Source organism: Paenibacillus sp. FSL K6-2393, assembly GCF_038002545.1.
Taxonomy (GTDB): Bacteria; Bacillota; Bacilli; order Paenibacillales; family Paenibacillaceae; genus Paenibacillus.
On sequence record NZ_JBBOCU010000002.1, the window covers coordinates 625,353 to 640,544 of the forward strand.

Consider the following 15,192-nt stretch of genomic DNA (forward strand, 5'->3'; position numbering starts at 1 on the left):
GACAGGAGAGATGAATGTATGAGCAAGCAACGTGTGGAAATCAGTAAAAATGTGCTAACGGAATGTCTCGGACTGCGCAGCGGAGAGAATCTGGTAGTTGTCGCAGACGATATGAAACGGGATCTGGCTGAATCCATCTATGAGGCAGGCAAAGCACTTGGCGCAGAATCAGTCCTGTTAATCATGGAGGAACGCAGCAGATCCGGCGAAGAGCCACCTGCGCCAATTGCAGAGGCCATGATTCGAGCAGATGTAGCCGTGTGTGTAACGCGATATTCATTAACACATACCCAGGCACGCAAAAAAGCCGCTGCTTCAGGGACCCGAGTGGCAACAATGCCTGGCATTACAGAGGATATGTTTGTGAACGGAGCCATTACAGCTGAATATTCGCAAGTAAAGGCGTTGACTGAGAAGGTAACGGCTCTATTAACCGCAGGTCGCCATGTGCGAATAGAGAAGCAGGGCCATAGTCTTTCCTTTTCCATTGAAGATCGTAACGGTGTACCAAGCACAGGTATGTATTTGAACCCTGGTGAATCGGGCAACTTGCCGTCAGGGGAAGCCTATATTGCTCCCGTTGAGGGCAAGGGCGAGGGCAGTATTGTTGTAGATGGTTCCGTTGCTGGAATTGGGGCACTTCGTGAACCGATGTTATTAACCGTTAGTGAAGGACGGTTGGTGTCAGCTGAAGGACCAGATGGGGCTCAGTTACTGGAAACGCTTGGTGAGGGCGATGGTCGTTTTCTCGGCGAATTCGGGATCGGTACCAATAATAAGGCACGAATCACGGGTGTGGTGCTGGAAGATGAGAAGGTGTACGGCACAATTCATGTGGCCTTTGGCAGCAATAACACATTTGGTGGAACGATTGCCGCGGGTGTTCATATTGATGCAGTTGTACAAAAGCCGGACGTGTACATCGATGACAGGCTGATCATGCGTCAGGGTGAATTGGTCGAATAACTACAGCGAAGGAAATTGGGCATGTCCACAACGTGTCCACAGTAATGGATAACTGAAGCGAAAATTCAGATTTTACGTCAGATTTACAAACAAATACACAACATGTCCACATTAAATTAATGAATATCCACATGAAACTCTAAAGATATCCACAACATGTGTGCAATATGTGCACAACTTATCCACAAATCAGGTATAACTCGTGTTTTCATCCGATAAAACAGTTGTTTTGGAGTAATAAAACAAGTTATCCACAGGAATATCGCTTTTTTGTTCCAAGTATTTGAAAACATAGAAACAGATCCATAATATATGGGGATAAAAAAGACCAAAAATCGGCATAAAGCTGATCTTTGGTCTTTTTTTTGAATATAATTTTTCAATCCAATGTCAGGTTACTTACGCTCAATACTAAAACGACTGACTTCCACCACCCTCCATAATAAGGAAAATGAGCAGAGCGGAGACAGCAACCGTAATGCAACGTCTGTTGAAGTTGGCAAAATTGCTCTGAAGCCTAAACATTTGATCAAAAATAACCGATACACCAAAGTAACATCTAATGGGACGAAAGTACCTGTGGTGACTTGGTGAATGCGAACCACAAGCAGGTCACTTAGCCCAAATAAAGTGCTCTTCTTATGGTTTTGTTTTTATATTTTATAATGATCTGATTATACGGAATGAGAGGATATGGGGATAACTATGGACGAGGGAATGCAATATATTAATTTTTCGGTAGGAGACCAGATCTTTGCACTACGAATTGATGAAGTTCATGAGATCATCAGAATGGTGCAGGTAACAACAGTCCCATTTGGAAGCCCGGAGATCCGAGGTTTTGCTTCGTTGTATGGTAAGGTCGTTTCGGTTGTGAGTCTTCGTGTATTGTTAGGCATGCCAGACCAGGAGGATACCTCTTCTACACGTATTATTGTGGTGCCTTACAAAGGTGGATTTGTACCTTTGATCGTAGATATGGTCGATTCTGTCGTAAGTTACGATCGTTTCGAGGAACCAGCTGAGGAACACCGCCGTTTCATGCTTGGCGTTTTTGACAAAATCGGGTTCTGTGCAGATCACCGTGCAGGCATTTTGAACCTGGATGTATTACTGGGCAGCTTGATCAGATCATAGTAGTATAACGGTCCGTAATTCTTTCAATATTCAGTACAATCCTTCGGTTTACCCAAATGTTCCTCATCCGCTTTTCGGGAGAAGGGACATTTTTTTGTGCCGCTAGGGCGTTTTCAGACACGCCCTAACCATCGAAATAACCACTTTTTGTGGGCAAAGGTTTTTAAATCCGGTCATTTTCGTATATGATGGAGAGTAACAATGCGAAGGGATGACGGGAGACTTTAATGATGCAATCGCTGTATGGAGTATGGCTTGGTGACGTATTTTTTTGTTTTTCCGGTGAAACATCGGAACCGCGTGTGGATGCATGGAGCCACGTGGTAAGAAGGTTGAATTTTGGCGACGGGGGTCGTCTGTTTCAGCCTGCCGCTCTGCGTCTTGCGGAGCTGCGCTGGCCGAATCCGCTGAGGAACACGGCTGAAGCCAAGAACACGAAGCGGCGTCAGCTGCTGGGGCGCACATTGGAAGGATTGGCAGTCTCGCCTAAGGATGCCTTCAGGTTGCTGCTGCAATGGGATGACCGTTTGTTAAATGCAGCCGGAATTCAGGTTGGAGAAGAGATGCGTTACTGGATCAAAGCAGCGCAGTTCACACAGGAGCTGCTGTTGCGGGGAGCAATTGCTCCATCGGCTGAATTCGCAGCAAAGACCGGAGCACGGCGACGGACCGGGCAAGAGACATTAACAGGTGTATGGCGGCCACGCTTGCAGCAGGAGGAGGACATCGAACGCTTCCGCGATCTTGCAGAAGCGATGCCTCCAATTGGATTGGCTGCTCCTGGAGCTTATGCTTCATTGGAACCAGAAACGCGTGAAGAAGCAGGGGCTGCGGTATTATTTTCATTCATGAGTGGCATGATTCATGCTGTAGTGACAAGTGAACTGGAGGGCATGGACAGTGAACTGTCCCGTTATCGCACCCCATATCGACGCGGATCTTCGCCAGTAGCCGAACTCTGGTGGAACAGTCTGATCTCGATGTTCCGTCCTGTGACGGTGCAAGGGCCGACGGACGATATGACAGCGTTTATTCATACGCTGCAAGAAGTTGGTGGAACGTCAATGCCAATCGTGGGAGCAGAAGAGATGGCGCCTGCTGAAGGCCAATTGAAGCTGGTGCTCCGCTTGGAGCCTCCACTGGGCGAACATGAAACGATATGGGGAATAAGCTTTTGGGTGGACAGTGAGCAGGAACCAAGCCTGAGGTTGCCTGCACGGACCATCTGGGCACATCCGGAGCGAGATCTGGACCGAGGTAAGGTGTTATATACCTCGGCGGCAGAGCAATTATTGATGGCACTCGGGCAAGCAGCAGAACTGGCACCTGAATTGGAGACGGCGCTGCTTACCGCTCGCCCAGAGGAAATTAAGCTGGAGCAGCAGGGTTTCTTCGAATTTCTCACGCATGCAGTTCCACGTTTGCAGAAGGCTGGGATAACCGTTCTCATGCCTTCAAGGTGGAGTCGTGCCGGGAAACGTCGTGCGGGACTGCGTCTGCAGATGTTGAATAGGGGAACAGAACGGTTGCCTGGAGCCACATCGGCACTGGGCATGGAACAATTGGTTGCTTTCAAAGCGGAGCCTATGCTGGATGGTAAACCGGTCACGGCGGAGGAACTGGCAGCATTGGCTGAATCCACAGTTCCGTATGTCATGTTCCGTGGTGAATGGATTGAAGTGGATACAAAAGAGATTCGCCAAGTCCTGCGTTATATGAAAAAAGAAGAAGAACAATACATGCCTCTCTCCGAATGGCTGCATCTGGCAGCGGATGAAGGGGAGGATTCCGCATGGAAGGGTCTTTCCGTCTTTGGTGCCGAATCTGATGGGATGCTTGCTTTCCTGCTCGATGGACAGGTGCTTCGCAGCATTGAGCCTCGTCAGGTTCCGGCAGAATTGCATGGTGAACTAAGACCTTATCAGGAACGAGGATACCAATGGTTATCCGCCATGCGCGAGTTGGGCTTTGGCGTATGTCTCGCGGACGATATGGGACTTGGGAAGACGATTCAGGTAATTACCTGTCTGCTGGACCGCAAACACGAGGAACGCCAGGCGGCTGAAGAGGAAGCCCGCGAGAATGAGCTGCTGAATGGATCAGATGATTCTTTCCCGGCGGATCAGCACACGAATGAGCAGCCTGTTCATCTGCCTGCACTTATTGTGTGCCCTACCTCGCTGCTTGGAAACTGGCAGCGTGAGCTGAAGCGGTTTGCCCCGGATCTGTCGCTATATATTCATCATGGCGGACAACGGTTGCACGGGAATGATTTTCAGGCAGAAGCGCAGACGCATGACATTGTACTGACGACCTATCATCTGGCAGGCAGAGATGGCCCGGATCTGGCTTCATTGCACTGGTCCACCATTGTGCTGGATGAGGCACAATATATTAAGAACTACCGTACCAAGCAAGCGCAAAGCGTAATGCGCTTGTCTACACTTCATCGTATTGCGATGACGGGAACGCCTGTAGAGAACCGGCTAAGCGAACTTTGGTCGATTTTCCAGTTTCTCAATCCGGGGTATCTGGGCACAGCTTCATCGTTCCGCCAGCGGTATACGGGACTGGGGCCATCCGAAGAAAATGCAGCATCCTTGCGTGAGCTTCATCGACTGGTATCTCCATTCATGCTGCGCAGGCTGAAAAGTGATCCGGATATTCGCAAGGATCTGCCAGAGAAGCTTGAACTGAAATCCTATTGTTCTCTTACGCCGGAGCAGACGGTGTTGTACCAGCGTGTGGTGGATGATCTGATGGGTGGTCTGGACGGCAGAAATGGCATTGCCCGCAAAGGGATTGTTCTGTCCTCCCTGACCAAGCTCAAGCAGATCTGTGATCATCCAGTGCTGGCGGACAGTAATCGGAAAGATCACGGCAAGGCTGAGGCATCTGGTAAGATGGAAAGATTGCTTGAACTGCTGGACGCCATCCGTGATAACGGGGAATCGGCTCTGATCTTCACGCAGTATGTTGCTATGGGAGATCTGCTGGTATCGAGGTTGAAACAGCGATATGAGGAAGAACCGTATTTCCTGCATGGTGGTGTGTCGAAGGCGCAAAGAGATGATATGGTGGAGACTTTCCAAAAAGGAGAGGGGCCGTCCATGTTTGTTCTATCTCTTCGTGCCGGAGGTGTGGGTCTGAATCTGACACGGGCGAGTCATGTCGTTCACTATGATCGGTGGTGGAATCCCGCAGTTGAGAATCAGGCAACGGACCGTGTATTCCGAATCGGGCAGAATCGCAATGTGCAGGTGCATAAGTTGATCTGTCAGGGAACACTGGAAGAACGGATTGATGAGCTGATCGAAAGCAAGAAGGCACTCTCCGAGCAGGTCGTCGGTTCAGGTGAGAACTGGCTGACAGAGATGTCGGATGATGAGCTGCGTGGTCTAATCTCACTTCAGGGTGAGACGTGGCTGTGACCTTGAACATTCAGAGGAATATAGATGTTGAGAAAGGGGGATTATTGTGAGCGAAAAATGGAAGATCGAGCTGCATATGTCCCCCGGTGGATGGACAGCAGAAGTAAATACAGCAGCGGAAGCGGACCGGGAAGTTTCCGTTTCCGCTTCCGCTTCCGCTGCTGAGGGCAAGACCGGATCGGCCGCAGGCATGTTCACGGTCACGGGAACGCCCGCGCGACTGAGCGAAGCCCAGCACGAGGCTGTACTGGCTCAGCTGCGCAAGCGCCCGCTGACGCTGTACGCCCTGCTGCGCGGCGGCCCGGCGCCCGAGGAGCTCGCCGGGCTGTTGCCGGCTGCGCAAGCGCCCGATGGCTCGCCAGGCGCAGCAACGGCCAGCGCGGCCGTGGCGTGCACCTGCGGCCGCACTGGCTGCGCGCATGCCGCGGCCGCTGAGCGCGCCGTAGCCGCGCGCCTCGCGGCCGAGCCGCTGTTGCAGCTGGCGCACGCCGGCCTGCCGCGCGAAGCGCTGCTCGCCGGCGTGCTGGGGGCATGGGCGGAGGAACTCGCCCATGATCCCAGCGGCCCCGGCCGCGCAGCGGAAACGGCTGGCCGCCCGCAAGTGCGGGGCGGCGAAGGCGGCGCGGCCGTCGGCGAGTGGATCGCCGAGGCTGCCGCGGACGGCGCCATGCACCAGCCGGGGCCGGGCTTTGGCGCCGTTGAGGTGCGCCTCGCGCAGCCAGGCAAGCCGCCGGCGTTGCCGGAGCTGACGGCGCTGCTGCCGGGCGTGCCGGCCACCGCAGGGCTGGATTTGATCCGCGAGCGTGTAGCCGCGCGGATGTGGCAGGCTGTCCAGAAGAAGACAGACAGCCCGGCAACCAAATGATGCACCCATCAGAGCGGGGGAGATCTCAGATCACCCCTGCTTGTTTTTATTGCAGCATGTTGCATTATTCGATTTAATTCATTTTCCGGTACAAGATGATTTTTGTCTTTATCCAACAATGCTCATTAGTAAAGTGCATCTCGGTATTATCATTTTTTGCATAATGGATATATGAAGGCATATTCCCATTTCACTTTTATTGTGTACAGCACGGGGATGTTGCTCTAAAAGTCCAAAAAACAATCATACAGGCTGTACAGCCCGTATATGTTCATTCGGATCTCTTCTAAAGGAGGTCTTTACCGGTGGAGCTTCGCTCCCAATTAAGGTATACTGTCGCAGGGAACACTGCACGCAAGAGAACTATATAACATTTATTTTATTGCGATAGGAGTTTTTACATGAAATCAACTACAGGAAGACAGCGCCGCATGGTGGTTATGCTGTCCTCATTGATGATATGCGGAGCATTGCTTGCCGCGTGCCAGAACGGTTCAGGCACAGAGGAGAGCCAGAATCCGAATGGAACAGGTAACACACAACAGGAGACGGACGGCACAACGGTTCATTTTACGGAGGATAAAGGAACGGATGGCGACAATGCTGGCGGCGATGACACATCATCTTCTGGCAACAGCGGTGAAGGCACGGATAGCGAGTCTGGGAATGCTTCAGCGGGCGAAGGGCAGGGCTCTTCGGACAATGGTAACGGGGCGACAGCGGAAGATCCATTGCTGGAGAAACGCAGTATCAGCGCACTGCAAACGACAATTGATGCAAAATCCGTGGTGACCAATGCCGAGTCTATGACCGTTATTGTGAACAAGCAACGGAGTCTGCCTGACGGTTACGAGCCGGACGATCTGGTAGAGCCGAATGTACCGTTCTCCTTCGACGAACCACACGAGAAGCGGCATATGCGCAAGGAAGCAGCCGAGGCACTGGAGAAGTTGTTTGCAGGTGCAAAAGCGGATGGCATTGAGCTTCGTGCGGTGTCCGGTTATCGTTCATATCAGCGTCAGGTATCCATCTATAACAATAATGTCAAAACCAAAGGTCAAGAATACACGGATCGCGTGAGCTCTGTGCCAGGCCGAAGCGAACATCAGACGGGTCTTGCCATTGATGTATCCAGCCCGAGTGTGGGCAATGTGCTGGAAGAGGTATTTGGCACATCGAAGGAAGGTCAGTGGCTGGCTGAACACGCTGCAGAATACGGATATGTCATCCGTTATCTGAAAGGTGAAGAAGATACCACAGGTTACGTCTATGAGCCTTGGCATATTCGGTACATCGGTACCGATTTGGCACCGGATGTGGCGAAGAGTGGGTTAACTCTGGAAGAATACTTCGATGAGGCTAATATCAAGTTGTAATTTGGATGTTTCATCCTTAAAGAAAAGATACTAATTCTCATAAATCCCCGAATGAACCGTCCTTGATCTAACCAATGGGCAGTCATTCAGGGGATTTTTTTCTGTGCAAAAATGTTAATGGAGTTAAGATAGAATTAAACTTGATTCCATTGTCCGAGATGATGGGAGACTGATATAATTCATGTTTAATCCGAAGAAACAAATTCAACCAAAGCGAGGGACAAGAGAATGAGCAGACAGCAGGTATTTACCGGCTCCCCATGGGAACCGTTGGTGGGATATTGCCGTGCCATCCGTGTAGGTAACCGAATTGAAGTGGCGGGTACAACCGCGATGCAAGATGGTGTAGTTGTTGGGGCAGGTGATCCGTATGCACAGACAAGGTTCGTTTTGCAGACGATCGAGAATGCACTGAAAGAACTGGGGGCGGACATGTCGCATGTGGTGAGAACCCGGATGTTTGTGACCGATATCTCCAGATGGGAGGAAGTTGGCAAGGCGCACGGTGAATTTTTTGGACAGATCCAGCCTGTAGCCACCATGGTTGAAGTTAGCGCACTCATTGATCCCTTGTTGATGGTTGAGATTGAAGTGGAAGCGATTGTTGAAGATGAAGTCACAGCCGATTGATTCTGACGGTTATCCGGATGATTTCTAAGGAACCCAGGACGTCTTATTTGGCGATCAGGTCCTCTTTCTAAAATGTAAGGAACATCAGACACGTTATTTCCCAAATTACTCTGATAAAAATGCTATAAACAGCTATTTATTCAAATTAGCGTGCCTGAGATTCCTTAGATTTCTGCGGGTACTTCAAATCCTTGAATAAGACACCTCAGATTCGTTAGCGTTAACTCCGCTTGCTCTTACATTCAGTATGCAACTTATTTCGTATGCAGCGCACATCGCACGTGTCTGCTCCGGACAAGTTTCAGGTACGCTTCGCTTTGAGCAAGTTTGAAGACACAATCTAAAAACTAAAAACTAAAAACTAAAAACTAAAAACTAAAAACTAAAAACCAACAAACCCAAAAAAATAACCTTACCCGTGCTTGTCAGAAGACAAGCGGATAAGGTTATTTTGAATTTACTTCGCCGCCTGGCCGCACGGCTGAGCTCTTGATGCGCCAAACTCATTACACCGCGCGCCAGGAGCTACATGCGGATGGCTGGTCATTATGATGCTCCACACTCATAACCCCGTGCTAAGCGATGCACACGGTCGTCTGCAACAACATGTAACATGTGTTTCAGCCAGACGTTTTTCCAATCGTGCTATTTCGCTTCCAGCTCTGCTGCAGGTGTTTCAACAACCACTTTCCAAGCTGTTCCGATCGGAGGCAGGCTGCGTGTCAACACAGGGCTGTAGAACCCAATGACTTTAGCGCCTTTGGTCAGTTCTTCGGCTTTCACCGTTTCACCTTCGTGGTTCACGATCATCGTGTCTTTAGCAATGTTCAGCACGACATGGTCAGGAGCTGTTTCTGTTAAGCGTGTACCTGTAATCTCAATCTGTGAGATGCTGCCTTCAGCTGTTGTTACATTTTCAATCGTACCCGCTGTCCCCAGAACGTCTTTCAATTGTGATTCCGCAGCGTCATCCAGTACAGTGACTTTGTAAGTCGGCGTTTGTGGTGGCAGACTGCGGGTGGTGATCAGGGAATGTTCAGCTTCCACGTTCATGCCAATGGCCAGATCAGTCAGTGCAATCTCTTTCCCTTCAACTGAGATGAATTTCGTCTCATCGCTCAGATTGAGCACAATACCATCCGTACCTGCACCGCCAATCTGGATGGACTTATATTTATCTTGGTTCGAGATTCTGGTAATTACACCACGTTCAGTAACCGTCTTCACGTCCTCTTCACTGGTGATCGTCACCTGATTTCCTGTTGTGTTCACTTGTCCATGCAGTGCTTTTTCTGCAAAAGAAACCGGTACATACAATTTGCCGCCTGTGATTTCGGGCGCTGTACCCAGCGTGAGCAGCATTTTATTCACGGAATATTGATCCTTGCCTGTGATTACCTGTGTCCAGAGAGCACCACGAGTCAGCTCTGCAGTTTTAGTTTCTTTATTCCATTCCAGTTCAATACCCAGTGCGTCGGTAAGATCACGCAGCGGGATCATGGCTACTTTGCCATCTTTGTTCCAATAACCATCAGAAATGGTTGCACCATTCACGGATACGTTTACTACACTCACTGCGTTACTATCTGCTGAAACGGATGTTTGATGGACTGGTTGTGTGTTGTCCAGTGTTGCTGCATAAGCGGCTCCACCACCCAATGCCATGGATAGGGCCATCAGTGCACTTACTTTTTTCATGTTGTTGTTCATCAATATTCATCCCTTCTAATCTGTGTACTGACGCGGTAAAATCTTCCTTAGGGCCGCGCTTCAAGTTAATAGACGGGACAAATCGTCTAAGTGTTGCAGTTGAAATGCAATGAATGTAAGCGGTAGATTATTTTAAATTAGAAATATCGCTTGTATTGCAGGTTATCCGCAGCAGGATCAGGTTAATTTCAGGTAAGTGGCCAAACCTTTGTCCTATTTCACATTCAAGTACGAGGAGGAACGGATTAGATGAGTGATATGTTGGTAGCGCTCTATCGTTTACCGGAGCAAGAGAGTGGACTGAGAGCGTTGGAGGAATCCTCCATTGTGATTCGAAGAGCCATTGCCCCAGAGAAACAGCTTGTACTGGATTGGGTGAGGTCACATTTTAGTCAGGCTTGGGTGGATGAATGTGAGGTCGCTTTTGCGCGTCAGCCGGTGTCCTGTTATATTGCGGTTGAACATGGGAAAATGATTGGATTTGCCTGTTACGAAGCGACGTGTCGCAACTTCTTCGGACCGACAGGTGTGAGCCAGGATGCACGGGGCAAAGGTGTAGGCACAGCCCTGTTACTGGCCTGTATGCATGCGATGAAGGCGGACGGTTACGGGTATGCGATTATCGGATCAGCGGGACCTGTGGATTTCTATGCCCGGACGCTGGGTGCCGTGAAGATTGAAAATTCAACGCCGGGTATTTACGAAGGCATGCTGCGGGCAGACTAGACGATAATGATGTTGTGGAAGTTGTGGAAAAGGAAGGGAGGACGATGATGAGCACGAAACAAATGTTACACATCGGAATGATCGGTACAGGATCAATTTCGGATCTTCATATGAGGTGTTATGCCAAAAACGAGGATGCCGTCATCTATGCCATCTGTGATCTGAACGAAGAGCGGGCTAAAGCTGCTGCGCAGAAGTATGATGCTCAATCCGTATACACTGATTATCGGGAGATGCTGGAGGACCCGCATGTGGATGCTGTCAGTATCTGTACCTGGAATAATACACATGCGGAATTTGCCATTGCTGCACTGGAGGCAGGCAAGCATGTATTGCTTGAGAAACCGGTGGCAACCAATGTGGAAGATGCGCTACGGATTGAAGAAGCGGTGAAGAAGAGTGGACGTACCTTTATCGTTGGATTTGTGCGTCGGTATGATAACAATATGCAGATGATGCGCAGATTCATTGATGCCGGAGAGTTCGGTGAACTGTATTATGCCAAAGCTTCCATTCTGCGGCGTCATGGCAATCCGGGTGGTTGGTTCGCTGACAAAAGCCGTTCTGGCGGAGGTCCCCTGATTGATCTGGGCGTACATATCATCGACCAATGCTGGTATCTGATGGGCAGGCCGAAACCTGTTTCGGTCAGTGGTAATACGTATCGGAAGTTGGGCAATCGTGCCCATATCGAACATCTTTCTTTTTACAAAGCGGCCGACTACAGCGCAGCTGTAAATGACGTAGAGGATATGGCGAATGCGCTCATTCGATTTGAAAACGGGGCTTCGCTGGCGGTGGATGTGAGCTTTACCCTGCATGCACGCGGAGATGAATCTTCGGTGAAATTATACGGCGAGCGTGGTGGGTTCGAATTGGAGCCGGAGACACTGATCGTCACGGAGAAAAATAATACCATCCTGAATATTGAACCCCAGACGGACAATACGGGTCTCCATATTCATAGTGCATTCCAGAACCAGATTGACCACTTTGTGGATTGTTGTCTGAACGGTACAGAGCCGATCAGCCCAATTGCGGATGGTGTGGCTTCCACGCGCATGTTGTGCGGAATCTACGAATCCGCTGAGAAAGGGCAGGAGATTCGTCTGGATTGAGTTCATTTTACACATGGCAGTTGTCCTTCATCATATTTAAAAAGCATGCGTCTTCCGCGTGATCTGCGGTTACGCATGCTTTTTGGCATCAGGTCATTTATTCAGTGGTGAATTCTCGTACCCAGGGTCATCATAATCCGTATCCTGCAGCCTTGGAAGAACGTTCATGCTCTCAATTGCCTGCCGGGTATCCGGCGTGCCATGGTCATACAGAAAGGTATACAGCAAGGTCATACCATCTGAAAATTGCTCTGTTGCCTCATCGTGGTCTGCTGATTTGTAGGGTACCGGCGCCCGTTGCAAGGTATAGGCATCGTCATCCTCCAGCACCTTCATCAGATCTTTTAATCGGCCCAACTGTTCGTCATCCACCAACACCTCAAAGGGTGTAGATTCGTTCTTTGTTTGCTCAATAAGATTATGTGTTACCGATACATACAGATGTTGTTTGCCGTCCTGCATAAACCAACCCCCATTCTGAAATGGAAAAAAGACGCTTCTACTGTTAATAAACAGCAAAAAGCGCCCTGAAACGAGCTATAACGGTATCCCGTTTCGTTTATTTCCCAAATCTCCCCGTTACGGGCACTTGGCGGGTACCGGCCTCCATCGATCCTGAACACAGGGGACAGGCGGGAGGGCCTGATGATGCCTTTTTGGTTGCTTTAGAAGGCACAGCTGGCTTCTGTCTTAGCCACGCTTTACAGGTGGATGAACTGCACTTCCAGACCGCAACGGTCTCCGTACGCTCAGCATTACCTGAACCTGAAGTGTACGACTGTGAACTGGAGGAACTCGCAGCTGTCGGTCTCACACCAGTGGTGCTGAACGCCTTATGGTTGCGAATTTCACCACTGCCACGCCGTTCACCGAAGCGATCCTCATCACGTTCGTTGTGGACCTCGTAGTCACGACGGTCACTGTGACTGATGGCACGACGCTGTGCCACATCCCGACCTTCGGAACGGGCACCTGAGCCCGAGCGGGCATACTGTCCATTACCTTTACCATATGAAGTCTGACTGCTCGTCCGGCTCTCCTCACGAGGTTTACGTTTGTCCGGAACTTCCATGCCGAAGGCTTCAAGCAGGAAGCGGGACACATCCGCTGGCTTTCCGTGATGGCTCGCCGGTGAGGTAACGTACAAGTACTGCTTGGCCCGTGTGATGGCAACATAGGCGAGCCTGCGTTCTTCCTCCAGTGCCATGTCCAGTTCGGCGTCTGTCTGTTGCACAGCAAGCGCAGCTTTCTGATCCTCGGGGATATCCTGGCGTAGTGCGGTACTGTGGGGCACAATACCTTCACTGGCTCCGATCCAGTATACACAAGGGAACTCCAGTCCTTTGGCCCGGTGAATGGTCATCAGCTGCACTGCGTCACTGTCCTGTGCACGGCGCAGAGATTCCATCTCACGGTGTCTGCGGGAGAGCTCATCCGCGAATTGGATGAACTCTTCCACGGTTTCGAATTTTTTGACGGCAGCTTCAAATTCATCCAGGGTTTCCAGCATCGTTTCCTTATAATGGGTGAAGATGCTGGGATCACCACTTTCCATATACTTGTCGTAGAACTGCCTGCGCATCTCCTGAATGGCGATGATGGGCTTTAGTTTGTGCAGTGATTTGATCAGCTTGATGCGTTCCTTGACCTGTTCCTGCTGGAACGGTTTCAGCTTGTCCCATTTTACCAAATGAATAAGCGGATATTTCTTCGCCTGTTGTTGTTCACAGCGCTGAATCCACTCCAGACCCGCATCACGTGATACATAGAGCGGTCCCAATGCACTGGGGAGAGCATCCATGGCACGTGGATCAAGGGACAGACGCAGATGATCCATCAGGGGTCTGATGAGAGACTGGTCATAGAACACCGGAGAAGCACCATGCTGTACAAAAGGTACATCTTTCAAAACAAGCTGCTCGAATACAGCCCGGCTGCTGCTTGCTGTCCGGTGAAGAATTGCAATATCACGATAGGTATGTTGTCCTTCTTCAACCTGTTGGCACAGCTGGTTTACGACCCATGCCGCTTCTTCCTCCGCATTGGATGGTGTGGCGAAACGGGGCGCATCGCCGCGGTTTCCGGCGGCACGCAGCCGCTTGTCACGTCTGCGTTTATTGCGGGCGACCAGTTCACTTCCGAGTCCCAGAATGCGTGCATCACTACGATAATTGATATCCAGCGTCACGATGCGTGCACCGGGGTATACTTTATCGAATTCCAAAATTGATTCCTGGCGTGCGCCATTAAAGGTATAGATCGTCTGGTCATCGTCTCCCACAACCATCAGGTTGCGGTGAGCGGAAGCCAGTTTTTGCACAATTTCATACTGCAGATGGTTGGTATCCTGGAACTCATCGACCATAATGTACTGAAAACGCTTCTGAAGCGGCCCCAGAACAGCAGGGTCACGAAGCAGGGCGGCTGCCCGCAGTAAAATATCATCAAAATCCATTTTGCCCCGATCCTGTTTCCAGGCTTCGTAACCTAGCAGAACACGCTTGGCATCGCGTTCTTCCTGCGATTTTTCAGGCAGGTCGGTTGTTTCCGATCCTTGCATCTTCCATGCGGACAGCATGGCCAGCAGACTTTCAGGCTGGAAGGCTTCACTCATGCCATTTTGGCGAAGAAGCATCTTCAGAACCGTATGCTGAGCCCGCGACTCGCCAAAGATCTCTTCCTGCACACCGTAATGACGCAATAATGTCAGGGCAAAAGAGTGAAAGGTACGAGCCTGTACGGCTCTCGCGGCTGCCGGGCGTATACCTGGCAAAGCCGCGATCCGGTCTTTCATCTCAGTTGCGGCCTTGTTCGTGAACGTCACCAGTAGGATACTGCCAGCATGTACGCCGCTGACTTCTATAAGGTAGCCAGCTCTTGCAGCCAGCACAGTTGTTTTGCCACAACCGGCTCCGGCGAGCGTCAGAATCGGTCCTCTTCCGTGACGGACTGCCGAGATTTGTGGTGCGTTTAACTTGATGCCTGCCTCTTCAAGAGAACGAAAATAAAAGGCATCCTGTTGCTCATTACCCACGAGTTGCCGACTGGTCTCCAGCGGAGCAGACGGGGACTGGGGCAGGGACGCCGCCGGGGTAACCCCGAGCGGACGGGGGTAGAACGTTGAGTTCGGACTTAACATGTTTCATCCACCTCTGTATGCATTCAGGGATAGGACTATCCCGGCTAAAAGTAAACCATTTGCCCTTTTCACAATCACATTGTAAATTGGTATG

At 50.5% G+C, this 15,192-nt stretch carries 11 protein-coding genes; 8 read left to right on the forward strand and 3 right to left on the reverse strand.

The features are described 5' to 3' along the window. Positions 1-18 precede the first annotated feature (18 nt). The 6 genes from MHI14_RS29975 to MHI14_RS30000 all read left to right on the forward strand — a co-directional run bounded on the left by MHI14_RS29975 (position 19) and on the right by MHI14_RS30000 (position 8,405). A complete protein-coding gene (locus MHI14_RS29975; protein WP_249913034.1) occupies positions 19-966 on the forward strand; it encodes an aminopeptidase in 948 nt (315 codons plus the stop codon). Positions 967-1,683: 717 nt separating this feature from the next. Continuing rightward, positions 1,684-2,103: a chemotaxis protein CheW gene (locus MHI14_RS29980; protein WP_249913036.1), complete on the forward strand. Its 420-nt coding sequence runs from the start codon at positions 1,684-1,686 to the stop codon at positions 2,101-2,103. Between the two features lie 227 nt (positions 2,104-2,330). Next, positions 2,331-5,534 carry a DEAD/DEAH box helicase gene (locus MHI14_RS29985; protein WP_249913037.1) on the forward strand — a complete coding sequence of 1,068 codons (3,204 nt, stop codon included), beginning with the start codon at positions 2,331-2,333 and terminating at the stop codon, positions 5,532-5,534. A 46-nt stretch (positions 5,535-5,580) separates the two neighbouring features. Beyond that, positions 5,581-6,399, forward strand: a complete 819-nt coding sequence (locus tag MHI14_RS29990; RefSeq protein WP_341131944.1) for a hypothetical protein — start codon at positions 5,581-5,583, stop codon at positions 6,397-6,399. Between the two features lie 401 nt (positions 6,400-6,800). Beyond that, the gene (locus MHI14_RS29995; RefSeq protein WP_289391040.1) at positions 6,801-7,775 is read left to right on the forward strand and encodes a M15 family metallopeptidase; all 975 of its coding nucleotides are present in this window, start codon (positions 6,801-6,803) and stop codon (positions 7,773-7,775) included. A gap of 228 nt (positions 7,776-8,003) precedes the next feature. Beyond that, positions 8,004-8,405, forward strand: coding sequence for a RidA family protein (locus tag MHI14_RS30000; RefSeq protein ID WP_074093334.1), 402 nt, complete (start codon positions 8,004-8,006; stop codon positions 8,403-8,405). A gap of 645 nt (positions 8,406-9,050) precedes the next feature. On the opposite strand, the gene MHI14_RS30005 is transcribed toward MHI14_RS30000, so the two are convergent. After that, positions 9,051-10,103, reverse strand: coding sequence for a copper amine oxidase N-terminal domain-containing protein (locus tag MHI14_RS30005; RefSeq protein WP_341131945.1), 1,053 nt, complete (start codon positions 10,101-10,103; stop codon positions 9,051-9,053). Positions 10,104-10,364: 261 nt separating this feature from the next. Here MHI14_RS30005 and MHI14_RS30010 point away from each other — a divergent pair, with 261 nt between their 5' ends. Beyond that, the gene (locus tag MHI14_RS30010; RefSeq protein WP_017690853.1) at positions 10,365-10,841 is read left to right on the forward strand and encodes a GNAT family N-acetyltransferase; all 477 of its coding nucleotides are present in this window, start codon (positions 10,365-10,367) and stop codon (positions 10,839-10,841) included. A 47-nt stretch (positions 10,842-10,888) separates the two neighbouring features. Then, positions 10,889-11,959, forward strand: coding sequence for a Gfo/Idh/MocA family protein (locus MHI14_RS30015; RefSeq protein ID WP_047840275.1), 1,071 nt, complete (start codon positions 10,889-10,891; stop codon positions 11,957-11,959). 93 nt (positions 11,960-12,052) lie between these two features. Here the strand turns inward: MHI14_RS30015 and MHI14_RS30020 are convergent, their stop codons facing one another. After that, complete coding sequence (locus tag MHI14_RS30020) at positions 12,053-12,421, reverse strand: hypothetical protein (protein ID WP_124117824.1); 369 nt, start codon at positions 12,419-12,421, stop codon at positions 12,053-12,055. Positions 12,422-12,518: 97 nt separating this feature from the next. Beyond that, positions 12,519-15,098 carry a UvrD-helicase domain-containing protein gene (locus tag MHI14_RS30025; RefSeq protein ID WP_341131946.1) on the reverse strand — a complete coding sequence of 860 codons (2,580 nt, stop codon included), beginning with the start codon at positions 15,096-15,098 and terminating at the stop codon, positions 12,519-12,521. Between the last annotated feature and the right edge of the window lie 94 nt (positions 15,099-15,192).

Bases quoted from the DNA above. Each gene is read 5' to 3' on its own strand.
- MHI14_RS30020 (WP_124117824.1), bottom strand. From the start codon at position 12,421: ATGCAGGACGGCAAACAACATCTGTATGTATCGGTAACACATAATCTT.
- MHI14_RS29975 (WP_249913034.1), top strand. From the start codon at position 19: ATGAGCAAGCAACGTGTGGAAATCAGTAAAAATGTGCTAACGGAATGT.
- MHI14_RS29995 (WP_289391040.1), top strand. From the start codon at position 6,801: ATGAAATCAACTACAGGAAGACAGCGCCGCATGGTGGTTATGCTGTCC.
- MHI14_RS29985 (WP_249913037.1), top strand. From the start codon at position 2,331: ATGATGCAATCGCTGTATGGAGTATGGCTTGGTGACGTATTTTTTTGT.
- MHI14_RS30015 (WP_047840275.1), top strand. From the start codon at position 10,889: ATGAGCACGAAACAAATGTTACACATCGGAATGATCGGTACAGGATCA.
- MHI14_RS30005 (WP_341131945.1), bottom strand. From the start codon at position 10,103: ATGAAAAAAGTAAGTGCACTGATGGCCCTATCCATGGCATTGGGTGGT.
- MHI14_RS30025 (WP_341131946.1), bottom strand. From the start codon at position 15,098: ATGTTAAGTCCGAACTCAACGTTCTACCCCCGTCCGCTCGGGGTTACC.
- MHI14_RS30000 (WP_074093334.1), top strand. From the start codon at position 8,004: ATGAGCAGACAGCAGGTATTTACCGGCTCCCCATGGGAACCGTTGGTG.
- MHI14_RS29980 (WP_249913036.1), top strand. From the start codon at position 1,684: ATGCAATATATTAATTTTTCGGTAGGAGACCAGATCTTTGCACTACGA.
- MHI14_RS30010 (WP_017690853.1), top strand. From the start codon at position 10,365: ATGAGTGATATGTTGGTAGCGCTCTATCGTTTACCGGAGCAAGAGAGT.